Genomic DNA, 15,885 nt, shown 5'->3' with positions numbered 1-15,885 from the left:
ATGGGACCGGAGGCCGTGCTCGCCGCGCTCGACCCCGAGCAGCGCGAGGCCGCCTCGGCGGTCAGCGGGCCGGTCGTCATCCTCGCCGGGGCCGGCACCGGCAAGACCCGCACGATCACCCACCGGGCGGCCTACGCGACGCTCACCGGCGCCGTGCCGCCCGGCTCGATGCTGGCGGTCACCTTCACCGCGCGGGCGGCGGGGGAGATGCGCACCCGGCTGCGCCAGCTCGGCGTCGGAGGCGTGCAGGCGCGCACCTTCCACGCCGCCGCCCTCAAGCAGCTCGGCTACTTCTGGCCCAAGGTCGTCGGCGGGGCACCGCCCACGCTTCTGTCCAACCCGTTCGGGCTGGTCGCCAACGCCGCCGCCCGCACCGGCCTGCGGCCGAGCACCACCGAGCTGCGCGACCTGCTGTCGGAGGTCCAGTGGGCGGCCGCGTCCCTGGTCGGCCCGGAGGACTACGTCAAGGCCGCCGAGGTCGCGCGCCGCGAGCCGCCCTTCGACCCGGGCCAGACCGCCGCGGTCTACCGCGCCTTCGCCGACCTCAAGGAGAAGCAGGGGCTCGCCGACTTCGACGACCTGCTGCTGCTCACGGCCGCCGTGCTCGAGGAGCACCGCGACGTCGCGGAGGAGTTCCGGTCGCGCTACCGCTCCTTCGTCGTCGACGAGTACCAGGACGTCACCCCACTGCAGCAGCGGCTGCTCGACGCCTGGCTCGGCGGCCGCGACGACCTGTGCGTCGTGGGCGACGCCCACCAGACGATCTACTCCTTCACGGGCGCGTCCCCGTCGTACCTCCTGGGCTTCCGCCAGCGGTTCCCCGAGGCGACCGAGGTGCGGCTGGTGCGGGACTACCGCTCGACACCGCAGGTCGTGGGGCTCGCCAACGGCGTCATCTCCAAGGCGCCGCGCAGCGCCGTGACCCTGGAGCTCGTCGCGCAGCGACCGGCGGGGCCGGAGCCGCGCTTCGTCGAGGTCGACGACGAGCCGGCCGAGGCCTCGCTGGTGGCGAAGCGGTGCACCGAGCTCATCGCGGCAGGCACCTCCGCCAGCGAGATCGCGATCCTCTACCGCGTCAACGCGCAGTCCGCGGCCTACGAAGCCGCGCTGTCCGACGCGGGTGTGCCCTACCTCGTCAGGGGCGGGGAGCGGTTCTTCGACCGGCCCGAGGTGCGCGAGGCGATCGTGCACCTGCGCGGGGCAGGCCGGGCCGCCGACCTCGACGCCCCCGAGTCACTCGGCGCGCTCGTCGCCGACGTCCTGGGCGCCGGCATGTCGTGGCGGGTCGATGCGCCGCCCGCCGGGTCGGGCGCGACCCGGGAGCGGTGGGAGTCCCTCGCCGCGCTGCACCGCCTCGCCGTCGACCTCGGCACCGCCGACCCGGCCCTGACCGTGCGCGACCTCGTCGTCGAGCTCGACGAGCGCGCCTCGGCCCAGCACGCACCGACTGTCGAGGGCGTCACGCTCGCGTCGCTGCATGCCGCGAAGGGCCTCGAGTGGGACGCGGTCTTCCTCGTCGGGCTGGTCGACGGGACGATGCCGCTCGTCCACGCCGACACTCCCGAGCAGGTCGAGGAGGAGCGCCGGCTGCTCTACGTCGGGGTCACCCGCGCGCGCGAGCACCTGCAGCTGTCGTGGGCGCTGTCGCGCTCGCCCGGCGGGCGCGGCAACCGCCAGCCGTCGCGGTTCCTCGCCGGGCTGCACGCCGGTGTCGCGCGCTCCGCGAGCAGCCCCGCCGGTCCCAAGGCGCCCCGCCGCGAGCGCTCAGGCCCGGTGGCCTGCCGGGTCTGCGGCACCGCGCTGATGGCTGCCGTCGACCGCAAGCTCGGGCGCTGCGCGACCTGCCCCGCCGACCGCGACGAGGTGCTGTTCGAGGCCCTGCGCGACTGGCGCGCCGGGCGGGCCAAGGAGCTCGGCCAGCCTGCCTACTGCGTCTTCACCGACGCGACGCTGACCGCCATCGCCGAGCAGCGGCCCGGCTCGGTCGCGGCGCTGGTGAAGATCCCCGGCATCGGGCAGGCCAAGCTCGACAAGTTCGGCGACGACGTGCTCGCGCTGGTCTCCGGCATCGCCCCGGGCTGACCAGCGCCCCGCAGCTCACATCGCCCGGCCGGATGACAGTTCGACAACGCCCGGATTAATTCGCTTGCGCGCTTGCGCAGGCCTCTCTAACCTCCCCCTCACACGACCGGCGCTCGCCGGCGCCCAGACAAGGAGGTGGCCCTGATGATCAGCACTCTGACCTCGCGCACGGCCACCCGCGTCTCCGGGACCTGCCTCGCCGGCGCTCTCGCGATGGAGCGGCAGTCCGTCACGGCGCCCGACTTCGGCTCCGTGCACGGCACCGGTCTGCCCGCGGCCAGCAGCACGGCCAGCAGCACGGCCCGCAAGGCCGCTGGCATCACCGCCGGCATGACCTTCGCCAACCGCACCGCTCAGGATGCCGCCCTCCAGGCGTACGTCCCGGGTTCCCCTCCTCGAGGTGGACCGGTCTGAGACCCAGACCGACCAGCAGCCTCGAGGCCGCGGAACCCGACCAGGGATCCGCGGCCTTTGTTGTTTCTCCGACCCACCCGTCCGGCACCACCGACCCACCCGCACGCCCGTCACGAGGAGGTGACACCGCGATGCTCGCCCTCACCCACGACCTCTCGGTCGACGACAGCGACCTCGAGCCCGACAGCGTTCTGGACTCCGCCAGCACCCTGCCGTGCTGGACGGAGGACCCGGACCTGTGGTTCGCCGAGTCCCCCGCCGACGTCGAGGCCGCCAAGGCCCTCTGCGTCCCCTGCCCGCTGCGCGAGGCCTGCCTCGCCGGTGCCCTCGAGCGCCGCGAGCCCTGGGGCGTCTGGGGCGGGCAGCTCGTCGTGAGCGGCGTCGTCGTCGCGCGCAAGCGCCCCCGCGGGCGTCCGCGCAAGGACAGCTACGACGTCACGGCCGCATGAGCAGCCGCATGACCCCCATCGACATCACCCTGATCGCAAGGAGCGCCACCGTCATGAACACCGCACTGTCCGAACAGCTCGCCTACACCCTCGTGCGCGAGCGACAACAGCAGGCCGCCGCCGTCAACCGCGCTGCGCGCCTGCGCTCCGCCCGCCGCTGGCAGCAGCGCGCCGAGTCGACCGCCCGCCGGGCCCGGCTCGCCCGCCTCGCCGTCCGCTAGCCCGACCCGCACGACCGACCGCCCCGGCACCCGCTCCACAGGTGCCGGGGCGGCCGCGCGTCCCCCAGCCCGGTCCAACGACGCCGCAACGTCCGCTCCACCGGACGCGTCCTCGCCGGGCGCGAGCGGACGTCGTCCAGCGACGCCGCAACGTCCGCTCCACCGGACGCGTCCTCGCGGGGCGCGGGCGGACGTCCGTCCAACGACGCTGCGCTGGAGGACGACGCGGTGCGTCCTACGCTGGGCGGGTGCCGCTCCCGTCGCGCGACCTGTCCGCCACCACCTCGCCGGGGTCGTCCGGCACGCACCTGCCGACGCTGCGCGACCGGGCGATGGACGTGCTCCTCGACCCGGCGCTCGCCCACGTCGTCGACCTCGTCTGCTGGCTCGAGCGCGGCCTCGTCCACGTCGCGGACTCCCGCGGCCACAGCGCCTTGCACCCCGACGGCCGCGCCGAGGTCCTCGCCGGCCGCGACCCCGTCGCCGACACCGATCCCTTCTCCGACACCGGCTATCCCTTCGCCGCCGCGCGCCTGCACTCGCTGTTCGCCGAGGAACGCGCCCCGGACCTCTGCGTCGTGCACACCGGTGAGCACCACTGGCCCGCGCAGGGCGGTCACCTCGGTGAGCACGGCTCGCTCAACGGCCTGCAGTCGCGCGCTCCCCTGCTGCTCTCGGGCGCCGGCGTCACCGCGCGCGGCGTCGTCGACGACGTCTGCCGCACCGTCGACGTCGGCGCGACCCTGGCCCACCTCGCAGGAGGGTCGTACGACGGGATGGACGGCGCTCCGATCGCGCACGTCACCCCGGGCGGGCGCCACGTGGTCGGACTGCTGTGGGACGGCGCCCCGTCGGCGGAGGTCATCGCGCTCGGGCAGAGCGGCGAGCTGCCCGGCGTCGCGCGGCTGCTCTCGCGTGGCTGCGCCCTGCGCGGTGGCGCGGTGGCGGAGTTCCCCTCGGTCACCCTGGTCAACCACACCTGCGCGCTCACCGGGGTCGGCCCGGGTCGGCACGGCATCGTCAACAACGCCTTCTACGACAGGGCGAGCGGCGAGCAGGTCGTGCCCAACGCGTCCTCGACCTGGCACCTGTCGATGCAGTGGCTGCGCCCCGGGGTGCGGACCGTCTTCGAGCGGTTGCCTGCCGGGACGTCGTCAGCCTGCGTGAACGACCCGGTGGACCGCGGAGCGTCGTACTCGACCTTCGAGCTCATCCGGTCGATGACCGGCAGCGGGACCGGCTCGCTCATCACCTCGCTGCCGCCGGCCGTGCAGGACCCGCACGCGACCCAGGAGTTCGTCGCGGCCAACGCCGACTACACCTGGGCGACCCAGGTCGACGCGAGCGGCCTCGAGCAGGTGCTCGGCCTGTGGCGCGAGGACGTGCCGCCGCGCCTCACCTGGTGGAACACCACCCTCACCGACTCCGGCCACCACGCCGGCGGCCCTGGCTCGCCGATCGCCCGCGCCGCGCTGCGTGACGCCGACCGGCGCTTGTCGGTCTGGCTCGACCTGCTCGACGAGCGCGGACTCACCGACGACGTGACGATCCTGCTGACGGCCGACCACGGCATGCAGGGCGCCGTGCCCGGTGTCGAGGGCGACTGGGACGCCGCCCTCACCGCGGCCGGCATCCCGTTCCGCGACGAGGCCTACGGCTTCCTCTACCTCGGGGTCACCTGACGCCGCGCACCTGCTAGCGCCCGCCTGCGGACCGACGACTACGCTTCTCCCTCGCCGCCGGCGTTCGGCCTCCGGCCTCGTCGAAGCGGATCTCGAACCATGCCGGCTGCTGACCACGCTCGGGGACCCGCCGAGCCGATGCGCTTCGACGACGCGAGCAGCTCCTACGGCGCGGTGCTGCACGCGATCGGTCAGGCCGTGGTCGTGTCCGACCTCGAGGGGCGCATCGTCGTGTGGAGCCGCGGAGCCGAGGCCCTCTACGGGTGGGTCGCCAGTGAGACGGTGGGCCGCTGCCTCGCGGAGTTCCTCGGCCCGTCTGCCTCGCTCGACCGCGACGCGCCCGCAGGCGTGACGGACCCTCACGACACCTGGGTCGGTGAGGCGGTGGTGCTGCGACAGGACGGTTCGACGATGCCGGTCCTCGTGACCAGCTCACCGGTGCTCGGCCAGGCGGGTGAGCCCCTCGGTCGCGTGGCCGTCACCGTCGACCTGAGCGCGCAGAAGCGCGCAGAGGAGACGGCCCAGCACCTGTCCGCCATCGTGGCGAGCACGGCCGACGCGGTCTTCACCAAGGACCTTGACGGCACCATCCGGAGCTGGAACCGCGGCGCCGAGGAGATCTACGGCTACACCGCTGACGACGTCATCGGACGGCACGTGAGCCTGCTCGCCCCGGACAACGACGGTGCCGAGGTCCGCGCCATCCTCGCCGCCGTGTCGGCCGGTGAGACCATCCGAGGTCTCGAGACGGTCCGGCGCCGCCGCGACGGCTCGTCGGTCGACATCTCCATCACCGTTTCGCCGCTCTACGGCGAGGACGACGACGTGGTCGGCGCATCGGTCATCGGTCGCGACATCACCGATCGACGCGACCTCGAGCGACAGCTGGCCCGGCTCGCGACGCACGACACCCTCACCGACCTGCCCAACCGGGTGCTTCTGGTCGACCGCCTCACCCAGGCCCTCGCCCGGGCGGCCCGCCACGGTCGCCCCCTCGCCGTGCTGTTCGTCGACCTCGACCGCTTCCGGCTCGTCAACGCCGATGTCGGCTACCTCGTCGGCGACCAGGTCCTCGTCGAGGTCGCCGGCCGGCTGCGGGCCGCCGTCGCGCCGGGCGACACCGTCGCTCGCTTCGCGGGAGACTCCTTCGTCGTGGTCTGCGAGGAGATCTCCGCCGAGGATGCCGAGGCGGTGGCTGCGTCGATCCGCACTGCGCTTGCTCAGCCCACCGCGGTGACCGAGATCGCGCGGCCGGCCACCGCGACCATGGGCATCACCGACGCCGGCGGCTCGACCACGCCGTCAGCCGACGTGCTCATCCGCTGCGCGCAGGCAGCGATGTTCACGGCCAAGGCGAGTGCGCGTGGGGGGTGGCGCGTCTTCGACCGCGCGATGGAGGAGCAGTGGGCCGAGCGGATCTCCGTCGCTGCTGAGCTCCGCCGGGCGCTGGCGGCGGAGGCCTTCGAGCTGCACTACCAACCCGTCGTCGAGCTGGCTAGTGGTCGCCTGATGGGTGTCGAGGCGCTGATCCGCTGGCCGCACCCGGTGCGGGGATGGATCTCGCCGGACCTCTTCGTCCCCCTCGCGGAAGAGATCGGGCTTATCGTCGAGCTCGACGACTGGGTGATCAGCACGGCCTGCCGCGACATTGCCGGGCTGCGGGGCGCCGGCGCCCTCCCGCTCGACGTGGTGCTCGCCGTCAACGTGTCAGCGCGTGACGTCGGACCCGACCTCATTGCCCGGGTCATCGGCCACGCGGGTGACGCCGGTCTGTCGCTGGACCGGATCGAGCTGGAGGTGACCGAGACGGCCCTCATGGCGGACTCCCGGGCCGCGGGGCACGTCTTGCAGACCCTGCGGGATGCCGGGGTCGGCGTCGCGCTCGACGACTTCGGCACGGGCTACTCCTCGCTGACCTATCTGCGCAACCTGCCGCTCACCAACATCAAGCTCGACAGGGCCTTCGTGCAGCACATCGCGACCCGCCCGAGCGACCTCGCCATCGCCGAGGCCGTCATGGACCTCGGTCGTGCGGTGGGGGTGCGCACGACGGCCGAGGCGATCGAGACCCCTGAGCAACTTGCCCTCCTGCACTGCGCCGGCTGCCACGCCGGGCAGGGCTCGCTCTGGAGCAGTGCGCTGCCGCCGGCCGAGCTCGCCGATCTGGTGAGGCGGCACCCGCAGGGCTTCCTCACCCCGCAGCCCCTACCTGCGCGCCCGGCACCGCGACAGCGCACAGCGGTCGATGCCGACACCCCGGCGCACCACCGCCTTTTGCAGCTGCATGCCGCAGGCGCCTCGCTCGCGACGATCGCGACCGCGCTCAACACCGAGCGCTACCGGACCGTCCACGGCCACCTGTGGAACTCGGCCGGTGTCGCGCGGGTCATCGCAGACCGCGCCGAGCTAACTCGGATGCCCGCCCCTGGGCCGATGAACGACGCGCCGGCGTGACGCTGGGTCAGGCGAACAGCGCACTTCGCTGAGGCGTCGATGCCGAGCTCGGCCTCCGGCTCGGCGACCTCCACGGCCCAGCCCGCGAAGCGGTGACCGCCGAGCGGGTGGTCGGAGCCGCCGGCCGGGATCGGGTAGGAGGTGCCGCCGCGGGCCTCGATCTTCCGCAGCGCCTGCTCGCGGCGGCGGTCAGTAGGTACCGACGGGGTACTTCCCCTTGGGCTTCCAGACGCCGTTGGTGAGCTCGACGGCCCAGAAGCCGGTCTTGCCGTCGGTGTACCAGACCTGCTTGCGCGCAGGGTCGAAGGCGGGCGCGCTCATCGCGTGCGCCCCGCGGTCGAGGCCGCTCATGGTCTCGTCGGTGACGCGCGGCTCGTTGAAGTAGGCGATCTCGCGCGGCTTCTTCACGTCGTTGATGTCGAAGACCCGCAGGCCCGACAGGATCATCGAGCAGGCGAGGATGCCGGGGTCGACGCGGCGCGGCACCGAGCAGTAGTGGGCGGCGTAGCCCTGCACGCCGAAGGTCGCGTTGGGGTCCTGCTCCTGGTCGGACGCGCGCGCCTCGGGCTGGTGCACCTCGAGCCGGATCTTGGACACCACGAACGGCTTCTTCTCGTCCTGGATGTCGATGATGCGCACCGCCCCGACCGGGTTGGCTGCGTCGTAGTCGGTCGGCTTGCTGTCGAACTCGTCGAACTCCACGACGTAGCTGCGGCCCTTGACCTTGATCGGGATGACGTTCTGGGGGATCGAGATCTCCGGCCAGGTGAGGTAGCTGATCTGCTTCACGACCGGGTTGGCGACCCGCTCCTGCACCTGCGTGACGTCGAGGATCCGCAGCCCCGACGCGTCGCCGGTGTCGGCGGCGTAGAGGCGGGTGCCGTTGTCGGACAGCCCCATGCCGTGCGAGGTGAACTCGGTGCTGCGCCAGACGATCGACGGGACCATCGGGTTCTCGAGGCCGATCGCGGTGATGCCGGGCTGGCTCGTCGTCGACACCCAGTAGGTCTTGCCGTCGGGCGAGAAGCCGCCCTCGTGCCCGAAGAACCCGATCGGCAACGACGACTTCAGGACGGGCTTGCGGCAGTCGGCCTTCACGTCGTACACATCGACGAAGCCCACCTGCGTCGCGGGGGAGCCGGCGTTGGCGACGAGCAGACCGCGCACGTGGTTGACGCGCAGCGACTCGTGGGTGGTCTGCATTGCGGGGGAGCGCAGCGTGTCGGTCTGCACCGGCTTCGACGGGTCGGTCATGTCGAGGACGGTGGTGCCGAGCGCGCCGTTGCGGGCGTCGATCGGGAACAGCAGCGTGCTGTCGTAGTAGGCGCAGGTGCGGCCGGTCGCGTCGGTGTAGCGCTGGACCTGGAAGCCGCCGGTCTCGCCGAAGTGCCCGACCGTGCGGGTGTTGCAGAAGTAGCCCTCCTCGGCGCGCCCGCTCACGAACTCCGCGAGCGGCACGCGGCCCTGCCGGCCGGTCTCCGGCTTGGCGCCCGGGCCGCACTTCGCCCGGGGCGTCGCGCCGGTGATCGCCTTCTCCGCAGCGGCCCGCGACGACAGGTCGGGCTGCAGGCCGTGGCTCTGCGCGTAGCTCCGCAGCGCGTCGAGGTCGGCGGGCCCGACACCGGCACCCGCGGCGAGCGTGGTCGCGCCCAGGGTGGCGAGCACAGCCGTGGCAAGGACGAGGCGTACGACGGGACGACGCGCCGGCACGGGGGACCTCTTCGGAGCGGGGGCGGTTGCGGTCACTACTTCGACACGGGGCCGTGCTGCTCCTGCAACGTGTTCTCAGTCGCGCGGCCCGGCCCGCCCACCTACTAGCGTGGGTCGGTATGACGGCCCTTCAGTGCGCGCCCTGCCTCACCGACCTCGCCCTCGTGCGTGAGGCGGTGACCTCCGTGGCGGGCACCGCCTCCTGTGCGGCCCACGCGGTCCTGCTCACCTACCCGCGCGACGACGCCGGCCGCAAGAAGGCCCGCCTCACGACGCTGCGCGACCTGGCCCGCTCGAAGATGGAGACCGCAGAGCCGACGATGGCGCTGCAGCTCGAGCTGCTCATCCAGGAGTACGCCCTCGCCGGCGGCATGGACATGTCCTCGCCGATCCTGCAGGTCGCGGGCGGCAAGCGCCCCGAGCGCGGCGAGCGCCCGGACCGGGGTGAGCGGACGGACCGCGGCGAGCGCCCGGAGCGCGGCGAGCGCGGCCGTCGTGGTCGCGGTGACCGCCCGGAGCGCGGGGAGCGCGGCCCGCGGCCGCCGCGTCCCGAGGGCGCCGGTGATGCCCAGACCGAGTCCGGCGCGCCCACCGAGTCCAGTGCTCCGGTCGAGACCAGCGCCCCGACCGAGTCCGCGCCGGCTCTCGTCGAGTCCAGCGCGCCGATCGAGACCAGCGCCCCCACCGAGTCCGCCCCGGCTCCTGCCGAGGCCTCTCCGGCTCCCGCTCCGGCCGCTGCGCCCGCGTCTGCCGACGTCCCGCCCGGCGAGCCGGCCGCCCCGCCCACTGCGGCTCCCGGCGCGGCCCCTGCGGCAGCCCCCGCCGACCCGGCTGCTCCGCAGGACTGACACCACGCCGGCTGACCGGGCAGGATCGCCGTCATGACAGACGATGCCGCACCGGTCCCGGCGTACGTCACCTGCGGCTCCTGCGGCACCACCGCTCCCGAGCTGCCCCCGACCTGGGCGATGCAGGTGAGCGAGCGCGGCGCGTCGCACCTGTGCGACGCCTGCACCCGGCAGAACCTGCGCTCGATCGAGGGTCGTCTCGACGAGGCCTGGTGGTGACCCCTCAGTCGGCGAAGCCGGGCTGCCAGCGCTGCATCTCCGCGCGGTAGGCGGCCTCGCCGTCGAGCTGGCACAGCACCCCGATGGTGCCGAGGGTGACGCGGTGCAGCAGGAGGTACGCCGGGGGCAGGTTGAGCTGCCTGCCGAGCTGGGCGGCCGGTGAGCGGGGGTCGCCGAGGCGCAGTGCCTGGGCGCGCAGCCACGGGCGGGTGAAGCGGAAGGTCTCGTCGGCGACCGGCTCGAGCAGCGGCAGCAGGTAGTCGAGCAGCGCCTGCGCGTCGAGCTGCACCGAGTCCTTGACGAAGCCCTCGGCGCGCAGCGCGTCCAGCACGCCCTGCGCGTCGCCGGCGAGCGCGAGGCGGGTGATGCGGCCGATCGGCTCGGGCGCGCCGTCGGGCAGCCGGTCGACCGCGCCGAAGTCGATGACGCCGAGCCGGCCGTCGGGCAGCAGCCGGAAGTTGCCGGGGTGCGGGTCGGCGTGGAGCAGCCCGGCGAGGACCGGCCCGCTGAAGAGGAAGCGCGCGAGCAGTGAAGAGGCGCGGTCGCGCTGCTCCGGGGTGCCCTCGCGGATGATGTGTGACAGCGGCATGCCCTCGATCCACTCCGTCACGAGGACCTGGTCGGCGTCGGCGACGACCCGGGGGACGCGGATCTCGGGGTCGCCGTCGTAGGCCTCGGCGAAGGTCCGCTGGCTCTCGGCCTCGAGGCGGTAGTCGAGCTCCTCGGCCACCCGGGACTGCAGCTCCTTGAGCAGCGGCTTGACGTCGAGGCCGGGGGAGAAGACCGCGAAGGTGCGGGCCAGCCGCGACAGCTGCCGCAGGTCGGACATGAGCGCCTTGCCGGCCCCGGGGTACTGGATCTTCACGGCCACCGGTGTCCCGTCGGACCACACCGCCCGGTGGACCTGGCCGATGCTCGCCGCAGCCGCCGGGCGGTCGTCGAACTCCGCGAACAGCTCGCGCCAGCCCTCGCCGAGCTGGGTGGCGAGGACCCCGTGGACGGTCGCGGCCGGCAGCGGAGGCGCCGACTCCTGCAGCTTGGTCAGGGCCGCGCGGTAGGGCGCCGCGACCTCCTCGGGCAGTGCGGCCTCGAAGACGCTCATGGCCTGGCCGAGCTTCATCGCCCCGCCCTTGAGCTGCCCGAGCACCTGGAACAGCTGCTCCGCGGTGCGCTGCCGCAGCTCCGCAGCGACCAGCTCGGCCGGACGCCCGCCGATCCGCTTGCCGAGCCCGACGGTTGCTCGGCCGGCGACGCCGATCGGCAGCGTCGCGAGCCGGGCACCGCGGGCGACGGCCCGCTGCGGCACCCGCGCCGCAGTGGTCGGCTCGTCGCTGGGGGTCACCTGTGCAGTCTGGGGCCCCGGGGCGTGCGGCGCCCGTCCGGGTGCCGGTCAGTGGCAGGAGCAGTCGGGGTGCAGCGGCCAGCTCCGGCGCCGCCAGCGCCAGTCGGGCAGCGCCAGCTCGAGGGTGCCGCTCGCGGTCGCGGGCAGCGGGCCGCCGGTGGCGAGCGCGTCGAGGGCGAGCAGCGCCTGCAGGCAGGCTTGCGCGGCGACCGCGACGGCGAGCGTGCCGTCGCAGGCCGCCGTCCCGCGCCACGGCCCGGACAGCTGCGCTGCGAGCACCGGCCAGGCCGGGTCGCGGTCGCTGCGGTGCAGGTCGAGGCAGCGCAGGCAGGCGCTGCGTCCGGCGACCACCAGTGGGCCCACGACACCGACGGCGTCACGGACCTCCGCCACGAGGTACGTCGCACCCACCGGCAGTGCGGCCGCCATGTCGTCCAGCCCCGCCGGCGTCGTGGGTGCGAGCACGGTCAGGTCGGTGCCGCCGCCCGCGCCCAGCGCTGCCGCCTCGCCGAGCGCGGCGGCCCGCGCGACAGCCGCGCTGTCGCGACGGGTGCCGACGTCGTCGCGGCCGAGGCCCGCCGCCCCGGTGTCCTCCGGTGCGGTCGCGACCGCGTCGACGACCTCGACCCGCTCGACCCCGGCGGCGGTGAGCAGGGTCGCGAGCGCCGCCCCGACCCGCGCGGCGCCGAGCACCTGCACGCTCGCCCGTGCCCGGTTCGTCGCGCTCACCGGGCTGCCCACCAGCCGCAGGGACGCGAGGTCGGGCGCGAGCCGCTGCTGCTCGCCGCGCCGGACCGGAGCCCCCACGTCGGCCGCGTCGTCGAGCAGCCCGGCCCCGTCGAGCACCTGCAGCAGCTCGAGCGCCCGGTCGTCGGCGCAGCCGAGCAGCCGCGCGTCGCGCAGCACCGCCGCGACGTCGCGGGTCCCGTCGAGCAGCGCGAGCGCACCGCGGGTCGCCGGGTCGAGCCCGCTCAGCACCATGGCGGTCGCCGACGCCCGTCCGAGCTGGAGCGTCTGCTGGTCGCGCCACAACCGGCGGTACGCCGCAGGCAGCACCGGTCGGCGCACCCCTCTCGGTGGGCCGGCCAGGAACAGCGGCGGGTCGACGTCGTCGTGGGCGGTTGGGGTCATCGGTGGCACCTCCTGCCCGGCAGGCTCGCACCTACGCGCCGACCGTGGCCTCGCTCGTCCACAGCGCCTGTGGGCAACGCGACGCGCAGGCGGTCGCCGGCCGCGAGTGATCGGGCCGACCCGAGGGGCTGCCGGCCGCGCCGCGCCGTCTTCCCTCAAGATCGACAGCACATCTGCACGCGGAGGAGGGCCGCGCCGAGCGTGGCCTCAGGTGCAGATGTGCTGTTGATCATCGTGAGCCTGGACCGCGCGCGACGCACAGAGGAGGCCCTGAGACGCCGACGAGGCCGGCACCCGTGGTGGGTGCCGGCCTCGTCGTACGAGCTGTGCGGTGTGTCAGGCCTTGCCGAGGATGCGGTTCATCTTGGTGCCGCAGACCGGGCACAGGCCCTGCGCCATGCGCCGGCCGCTCTCGCTGACCTTGACCTCACCATCGAAGTCGCGCTTCTCCTTGCACTTCACGCAGTAGCCGTTGTAGGTCTCAGCCACGGGGTCCTCCAGGTCGGTGTGACGGGGCGTGCCCCGGTTCCGCGCGGCGGGTGCGGCGCGCGTGCTTCCGACGCAAGCCTAGCGGGACAGGTCGGTCTTACGGCGCAGGAGGGGCCGGGGGTGTCGGAGCGACGGCCCAGGGAGGTGCGCGGCGCGGCCGGGGGACGTGGCGCGCACCCTCGGGCAGCGGGGCGGCGACCGGGACCGGCGCCGGGGTCGGCTCGGGGCCGGTGCCGGCGAGCGCGAGGCTGAAGGTGAAGACCGAGCCGACACCGAGCGTGGACGTGCACGAGAGCGTGCCGCCCATCGCGGAGGCCAGCTGGCGGGCGATGTAGAGCCCGAGGCCGGTGCCGCCGGTGGTCATGCGCATCGGGTCCTCGACGCGGTGGAACTTGTCGAAGACCTTCTCGAGCTGGTCGGCGGGGATGCCGCGGCCGCGGTCCTCGACCTCCACGATCGCGCGGCCGTCGGCGACGGACAGGCGGACGTCGACGGGCGTGCCGGGTGCGGAGTACTTCAGCGCGTTGCCGACCATGTTGGTCAGCACCTGGATGACGCGGACCGGGTCGCAGCTGACCTCGACAGGACCCTCCGGGAGGTGGGTCGTGACGCGCGGGCCGTCCATCCCGAAGTCGCCGCAGGCGCGCCGTGTCAGGGCGACGAGGTCGTCACGACCCATGTCGACCTGCGCCAGGGTGCTGCCCTCGGTCGCGGAGATCCGCGACGCGAGCAGCAGGTCCTCGACGAGGCGGGCGAGGTGGGACGCGCGGTCGCCGATGACCTCGAGGCACTCGGCCCGCTTCTCCGGCGTCATCTGGTCGCCCCGGCGGCGGAGCAGGTCGGCGTAGCCCTTGATGGGGGTGACCGGGGTGCGCAGCTCGTGGGAGACGGTCGCGATGAAGTCGGCCTTGAGGCGCTCGACCTGCCGCTCGCGCGTGACGTCGTGGACGATCACGACGTCGCGGACGAGCTCGTCACCCTCGAACACGCCGGCATGGGCGCAGCGCACGACGCGCTGCTCGCCGTCGTCGCGCAGCAGGGTCAGCTCGACGACCGCCTGCGGGCTGTCGGGGCTGATCTCCGCCGTGCCTGCGGTGAAGGCGTCCTTGGCCGCGCCGTCGGTACCGGTGGTGACCATCAGGGCGCCGAGCGGCCGTCCCAGCGCGGACAGCGCGGGCTTGCCGGTGAGCGCCTCGACGGCCGGGCTCCACAGCTGCACGAGCCCCTGGCCGTCGAGCACGAGGATGCCGTCGGACGACGAGTCGACGACGGCCTGCAGCTTGGACGTCTCCTCGGTCAGGCGGTGCAGGTGGGCGGCGCCGCGCAGCGCGACGGCCAGGGCGCTCGCGAGCGGCGTGAGCAGGGTGAGCTCGCGCCCGCCGAGCGCGCGGTGGCGGTCACGGGTGACGAGGACGAGCGCGCCGACGCGGCGGCCCTCGGCCTCGAGCGGCGTGAGCAGCGCCCGCGTCCAGCCGACGGGCAGCTCGCCGTCGATGACGGACGCGCCGCTCTGGGCCGCGCGCAGCAGCAGGACCTGCTCGGTCTCGGAGGAGGTACGACGGAAGGCCCCGTCCTCGCGGTCGCTGGCGACGGTGGTCGGCACCGCCTGGCCGGGTGTCACCGAGCCGGGGTCGAGCACGGCGAAGGCGAGGTCGGCGCCGAAGGCCTGGCGCGAGAGCTCGAGGAAGGACTCGAGCAGCGCCTCGGAGTCGAGTCGCCCGGCCAGGACCTGGGACAGCGCGAGCAGTCGGCTGGAGCGCTCTCGCTCCTCCGACTCCTGGGCCGCCGCGCGGTAGGCGAAGGTCAGCGCCGCCGCCGGCATGATCGTGAAGGGCAGCAGCGCGGGCGCCGCCTCGGCCACGGTGAGGACGGTGCCGCCGAGGGCCACGGTGCCGACGGCCATGACCGCCGACAGCCTGACGCCGTCGCGGACCACGGCCCACGGGTCGTCGCCGGTGACGATGCCGAGCACCCGCGAGAGCGCGACGAGATTGACCGTCGTGAAGGCCAGCGTCCCGATCACGAGCGCGAGGACGGTCCGCCAGGACAGCCCCTGCCCCGGACCCGACACGAGGTGGACGGTGAGGACCAGCACGGCCGTGGCTGCTGCCAGGTTGGCGCTGTTGAAGACCGTCTTCACGGCGTCGCGGCGGCGGATCAGCGAGCAGATGACGCTCGCGACCACGGGTACGAGCAGCGCCGGGAGCGCCGGGAGCAGCAGGACGCTGACGACGACCGCGGCCTCGAAGAGGGTCAGCTCCTCGGACTCCTCGCCGTGACGGACGCGGACCGCGACGAGGTCGCCCACCACGGTGAGGACGAGCATCGCGAGCAGCAGCGGCCAGCCGTCCGGCACCGGCCCGCCGCCCAGCGCGAGGACCGCGACCGGGCCGTGGCCACCGACGGCCAGCGCGACGCCGGCCTGCAGGGCGATGCCCAGGGCGGCGATGGCGCCGACGAGCCGGGTCAGGCCCACCTCGGTCACCGCCTCTCGTCGTCTAGGTCCGGACACGGACGTCCCCCGCAGGGACACCCTGCGGGGGACATCGACACGTGAGGCGCTCGGGGACATGGCCACATCGGGCCATCTCGGGCCACGTCGGCTCGGGCGTCCTGGGCGCGGCTGCGCTCAGGCCCAGTCGACGGCGGTCCAGTTGCGGGCCGTCCAGTTGCGGGCCACCCACTCCTCGGCCGTCCAGTTGCGGGCGCTCCAGTTGCGCGCGGCCCACTCCTCGTCGCTCCAGTTGCGGGCGCTCCAGTTGCGGGCGGCCCACTCCTCGTCGCTCCAGTTGCGGGCGCTCCAGTTGCGGGCGGCCCACTCCTCGTCGCTCCAGTTGCGGGCGT

At 74.1% G+C, this 15,885-nt stretch carries 14 protein-coding genes; 8 read left to right on the top strand and 6 right to left on the bottom strand.

The features are described 5' to 3' along the window. The 6 genes from Q8R60_12240 to Q8R60_12215 all read left to right on the top strand — a co-directional run bounded on the left by Q8R60_12240 (window position 1) and on the right by Q8R60_12215 (window position 7,302). A complete protein-coding gene (locus Q8R60_12240; protein ID MDP3713238.1) occupies window positions 1-2,082 on the top strand; it encodes an ATP-dependent DNA helicase UvrD2 in 2,082 nt (693 codons plus the stop codon). A 144-nt stretch (window positions 2,083-2,226) separates the two neighbouring features. Continuing rightward, window positions 2,227-2,496, top strand: a complete 270-nt coding sequence (locus Q8R60_12235; GenBank protein MDP3713237.1) for a hypothetical protein — start codon at window positions 2,227-2,229, stop codon at window positions 2,494-2,496. 131 nt (window positions 2,497-2,627) lie between these two features. Next, the gene (locus Q8R60_12230) at window positions 2,628-2,945 is read left to right on the top strand and encodes a WhiB family transcriptional regulator (protein MDP3713236.1); all 318 of its coding nucleotides are present in this window, start codon (window positions 2,628-2,630) and stop codon (window positions 2,943-2,945) included. Then, on the top strand, window positions 2,942-3,166 hold the full coding sequence (locus Q8R60_12225; protein MDP3713235.1) for a hypothetical protein: 225 nt from the start codon (window positions 2,942-2,944) through the stop codon (window positions 3,164-3,166). The genes Q8R60_12230 and Q8R60_12225 overlap by 4 nt, the downstream gene beginning before the upstream one ends. A 248-nt stretch (window positions 3,167-3,414) precedes the next feature. Then, complete coding sequence (locus Q8R60_12220) at window positions 3,415-4,848, top strand: alkaline phosphatase family protein (GenBank protein ID MDP3713234.1); 1,434 nt, start codon at window positions 3,415-3,417, stop codon at window positions 4,846-4,848. Between the two features lie 138 nt (window positions 4,849-4,986). Next, window positions 4,987-7,302: an EAL domain-containing protein gene (locus Q8R60_12215; GenBank protein MDP3713233.1), complete on the top strand. Its 2,316-nt coding sequence runs from the start codon at window positions 4,987-4,989 to the stop codon at window positions 7,300-7,302. A gap of 189 nt (window positions 7,303-7,491) precedes the next feature. Here the strand turns inward: Q8R60_12215 and Q8R60_12210 are convergent, their stop codons facing one another. After that, window positions 7,492-9,012: a hypothetical protein gene (locus Q8R60_12210; GenBank protein MDP3713232.1), complete on the bottom strand. Its 1,521-nt coding sequence runs from the start codon at window positions 9,010-9,012 to the stop codon at window positions 7,492-7,494. Window positions 9,013-9,131: 119 nt separating this feature from the next. Between Q8R60_12210 and Q8R60_12205 the strand changes: the two genes are divergently transcribed. Further along, a complete protein-coding gene (locus Q8R60_12205) occupies window positions 9,132-9,860 on the top strand; it encodes a hypothetical protein (protein MDP3713231.1) in 729 nt (242 codons plus the stop codon). A gap of 33 nt (window positions 9,861-9,893) precedes the next feature. After that, the gene (locus tag Q8R60_12200) at window positions 9,894-10,079 is read left to right on the top strand and encodes a hypothetical protein (protein MDP3713230.1); all 186 of its coding nucleotides are present in this window, start codon (window positions 9,894-9,896) and stop codon (window positions 10,077-10,079) included. Window positions 10,080-10,083: 4 nt separating this feature from the next. Here the strand turns inward: Q8R60_12200 and Q8R60_12195 are convergent, their stop codons facing one another. From Q8R60_12195 to Q8R60_12175, 5 genes are all read right to left on the bottom strand, one after another. Beyond that, on the bottom strand, window positions 10,084-11,421 hold the full coding sequence (locus Q8R60_12195) for an AarF/ABC1/UbiB kinase family protein (GenBank protein MDP3713229.1): 1,338 nt from the start codon (window positions 11,419-11,421) through the stop codon (window positions 10,084-10,086). A 48-nt stretch (window positions 11,422-11,469) separates the two neighbouring features. Further along, on the bottom strand, window positions 11,470-12,552 hold the full coding sequence (locus tag Q8R60_12190) for a hypothetical protein (GenBank protein ID MDP3713228.1): 1,083 nt from the start codon (window positions 12,550-12,552) through the stop codon (window positions 11,470-11,472). A 336-nt stretch (window positions 12,553-12,888) separates the two neighbouring features. Continuing rightward, the gene (locus Q8R60_12185; protein MDP3713227.1) at window positions 12,889-13,041 is read right to left on the bottom strand and encodes a DUF5679 domain-containing protein; all 153 of its coding nucleotides are present in this window, start codon (window positions 13,039-13,041) and stop codon (window positions 12,889-12,891) included. Window positions 13,042-13,138: 97 nt separating this feature from the next. Then, on the bottom strand, window positions 13,139-15,526 hold the full coding sequence (locus tag Q8R60_12180) for an ATP-binding protein (protein MDP3713226.1): 2,388 nt from the start codon (window positions 15,524-15,526) through the stop codon (window positions 13,139-13,141). A 144-nt stretch (window positions 15,527-15,670) separates the two neighbouring features. Beyond that, window positions 15,671-15,885: hypothetical protein (locus tag Q8R60_12175; protein MDP3713225.1), on the bottom strand; the 215-nt coding region annotated here is incomplete at its 5' end.

It is taken from the genome of Mycobacteriales bacterium (assembly GCA_030697205.1).
Taxonomy (GTDB): domain Bacteria; phylum Actinomycetota; class Actinomycetes; order Mycobacteriales; family SCTD01; genus JAUYQP01.
This window is presented reverse-complemented; position numbering and strand designations above follow the sequence as displayed.

Coding starts and splice junctions, on each gene's coding strand:
- Q8R60_12240 (MDP3713238.1), top strand. CDS start 1: ATGGGACCGGAGGCCGTGCTCGCCGCGCTCGACCCCGAGCAGCGCGAG.
- Q8R60_12235 (MDP3713237.1), top strand. CDS start 2,227: ATGATCAGCACTCTGACCTCGCGCACGGCCACCCGCGTCTCCGGGACC.
- Q8R60_12230 (MDP3713236.1), top strand. CDS start 2,628: ATGCTCGCCCTCACCCACGACCTCTCGGTCGACGACAGCGACCTCGAG.
- Q8R60_12225 (MDP3713235.1), top strand. CDS start 2,942: ATGAGCAGCCGCATGACCCCCATCGACATCACCCTGATCGCAAGGAGC.
- Q8R60_12215 (MDP3713233.1), top strand. CDS start 4,987: ATGCGCTTCGACGACGCGAGCAGCTCCTACGGCGCGGTGCTGCACGCG.
- Q8R60_12205 (MDP3713231.1), top strand. CDS start 9,132: ATGACGGCCCTTCAGTGCGCGCCCTGCCTCACCGACCTCGCCCTCGTG.
- Q8R60_12200 (MDP3713230.1), top strand. CDS start 9,894: ATGACAGACGATGCCGCACCGGTCCCGGCGTACGTCACCTGCGGCTCC.
- Q8R60_12190 (MDP3713228.1), bottom strand. CDS start 12,552: ATGACCCCAACCGCCCACGACGACGTCGACCCGCCGCTGTTCCTGGCC.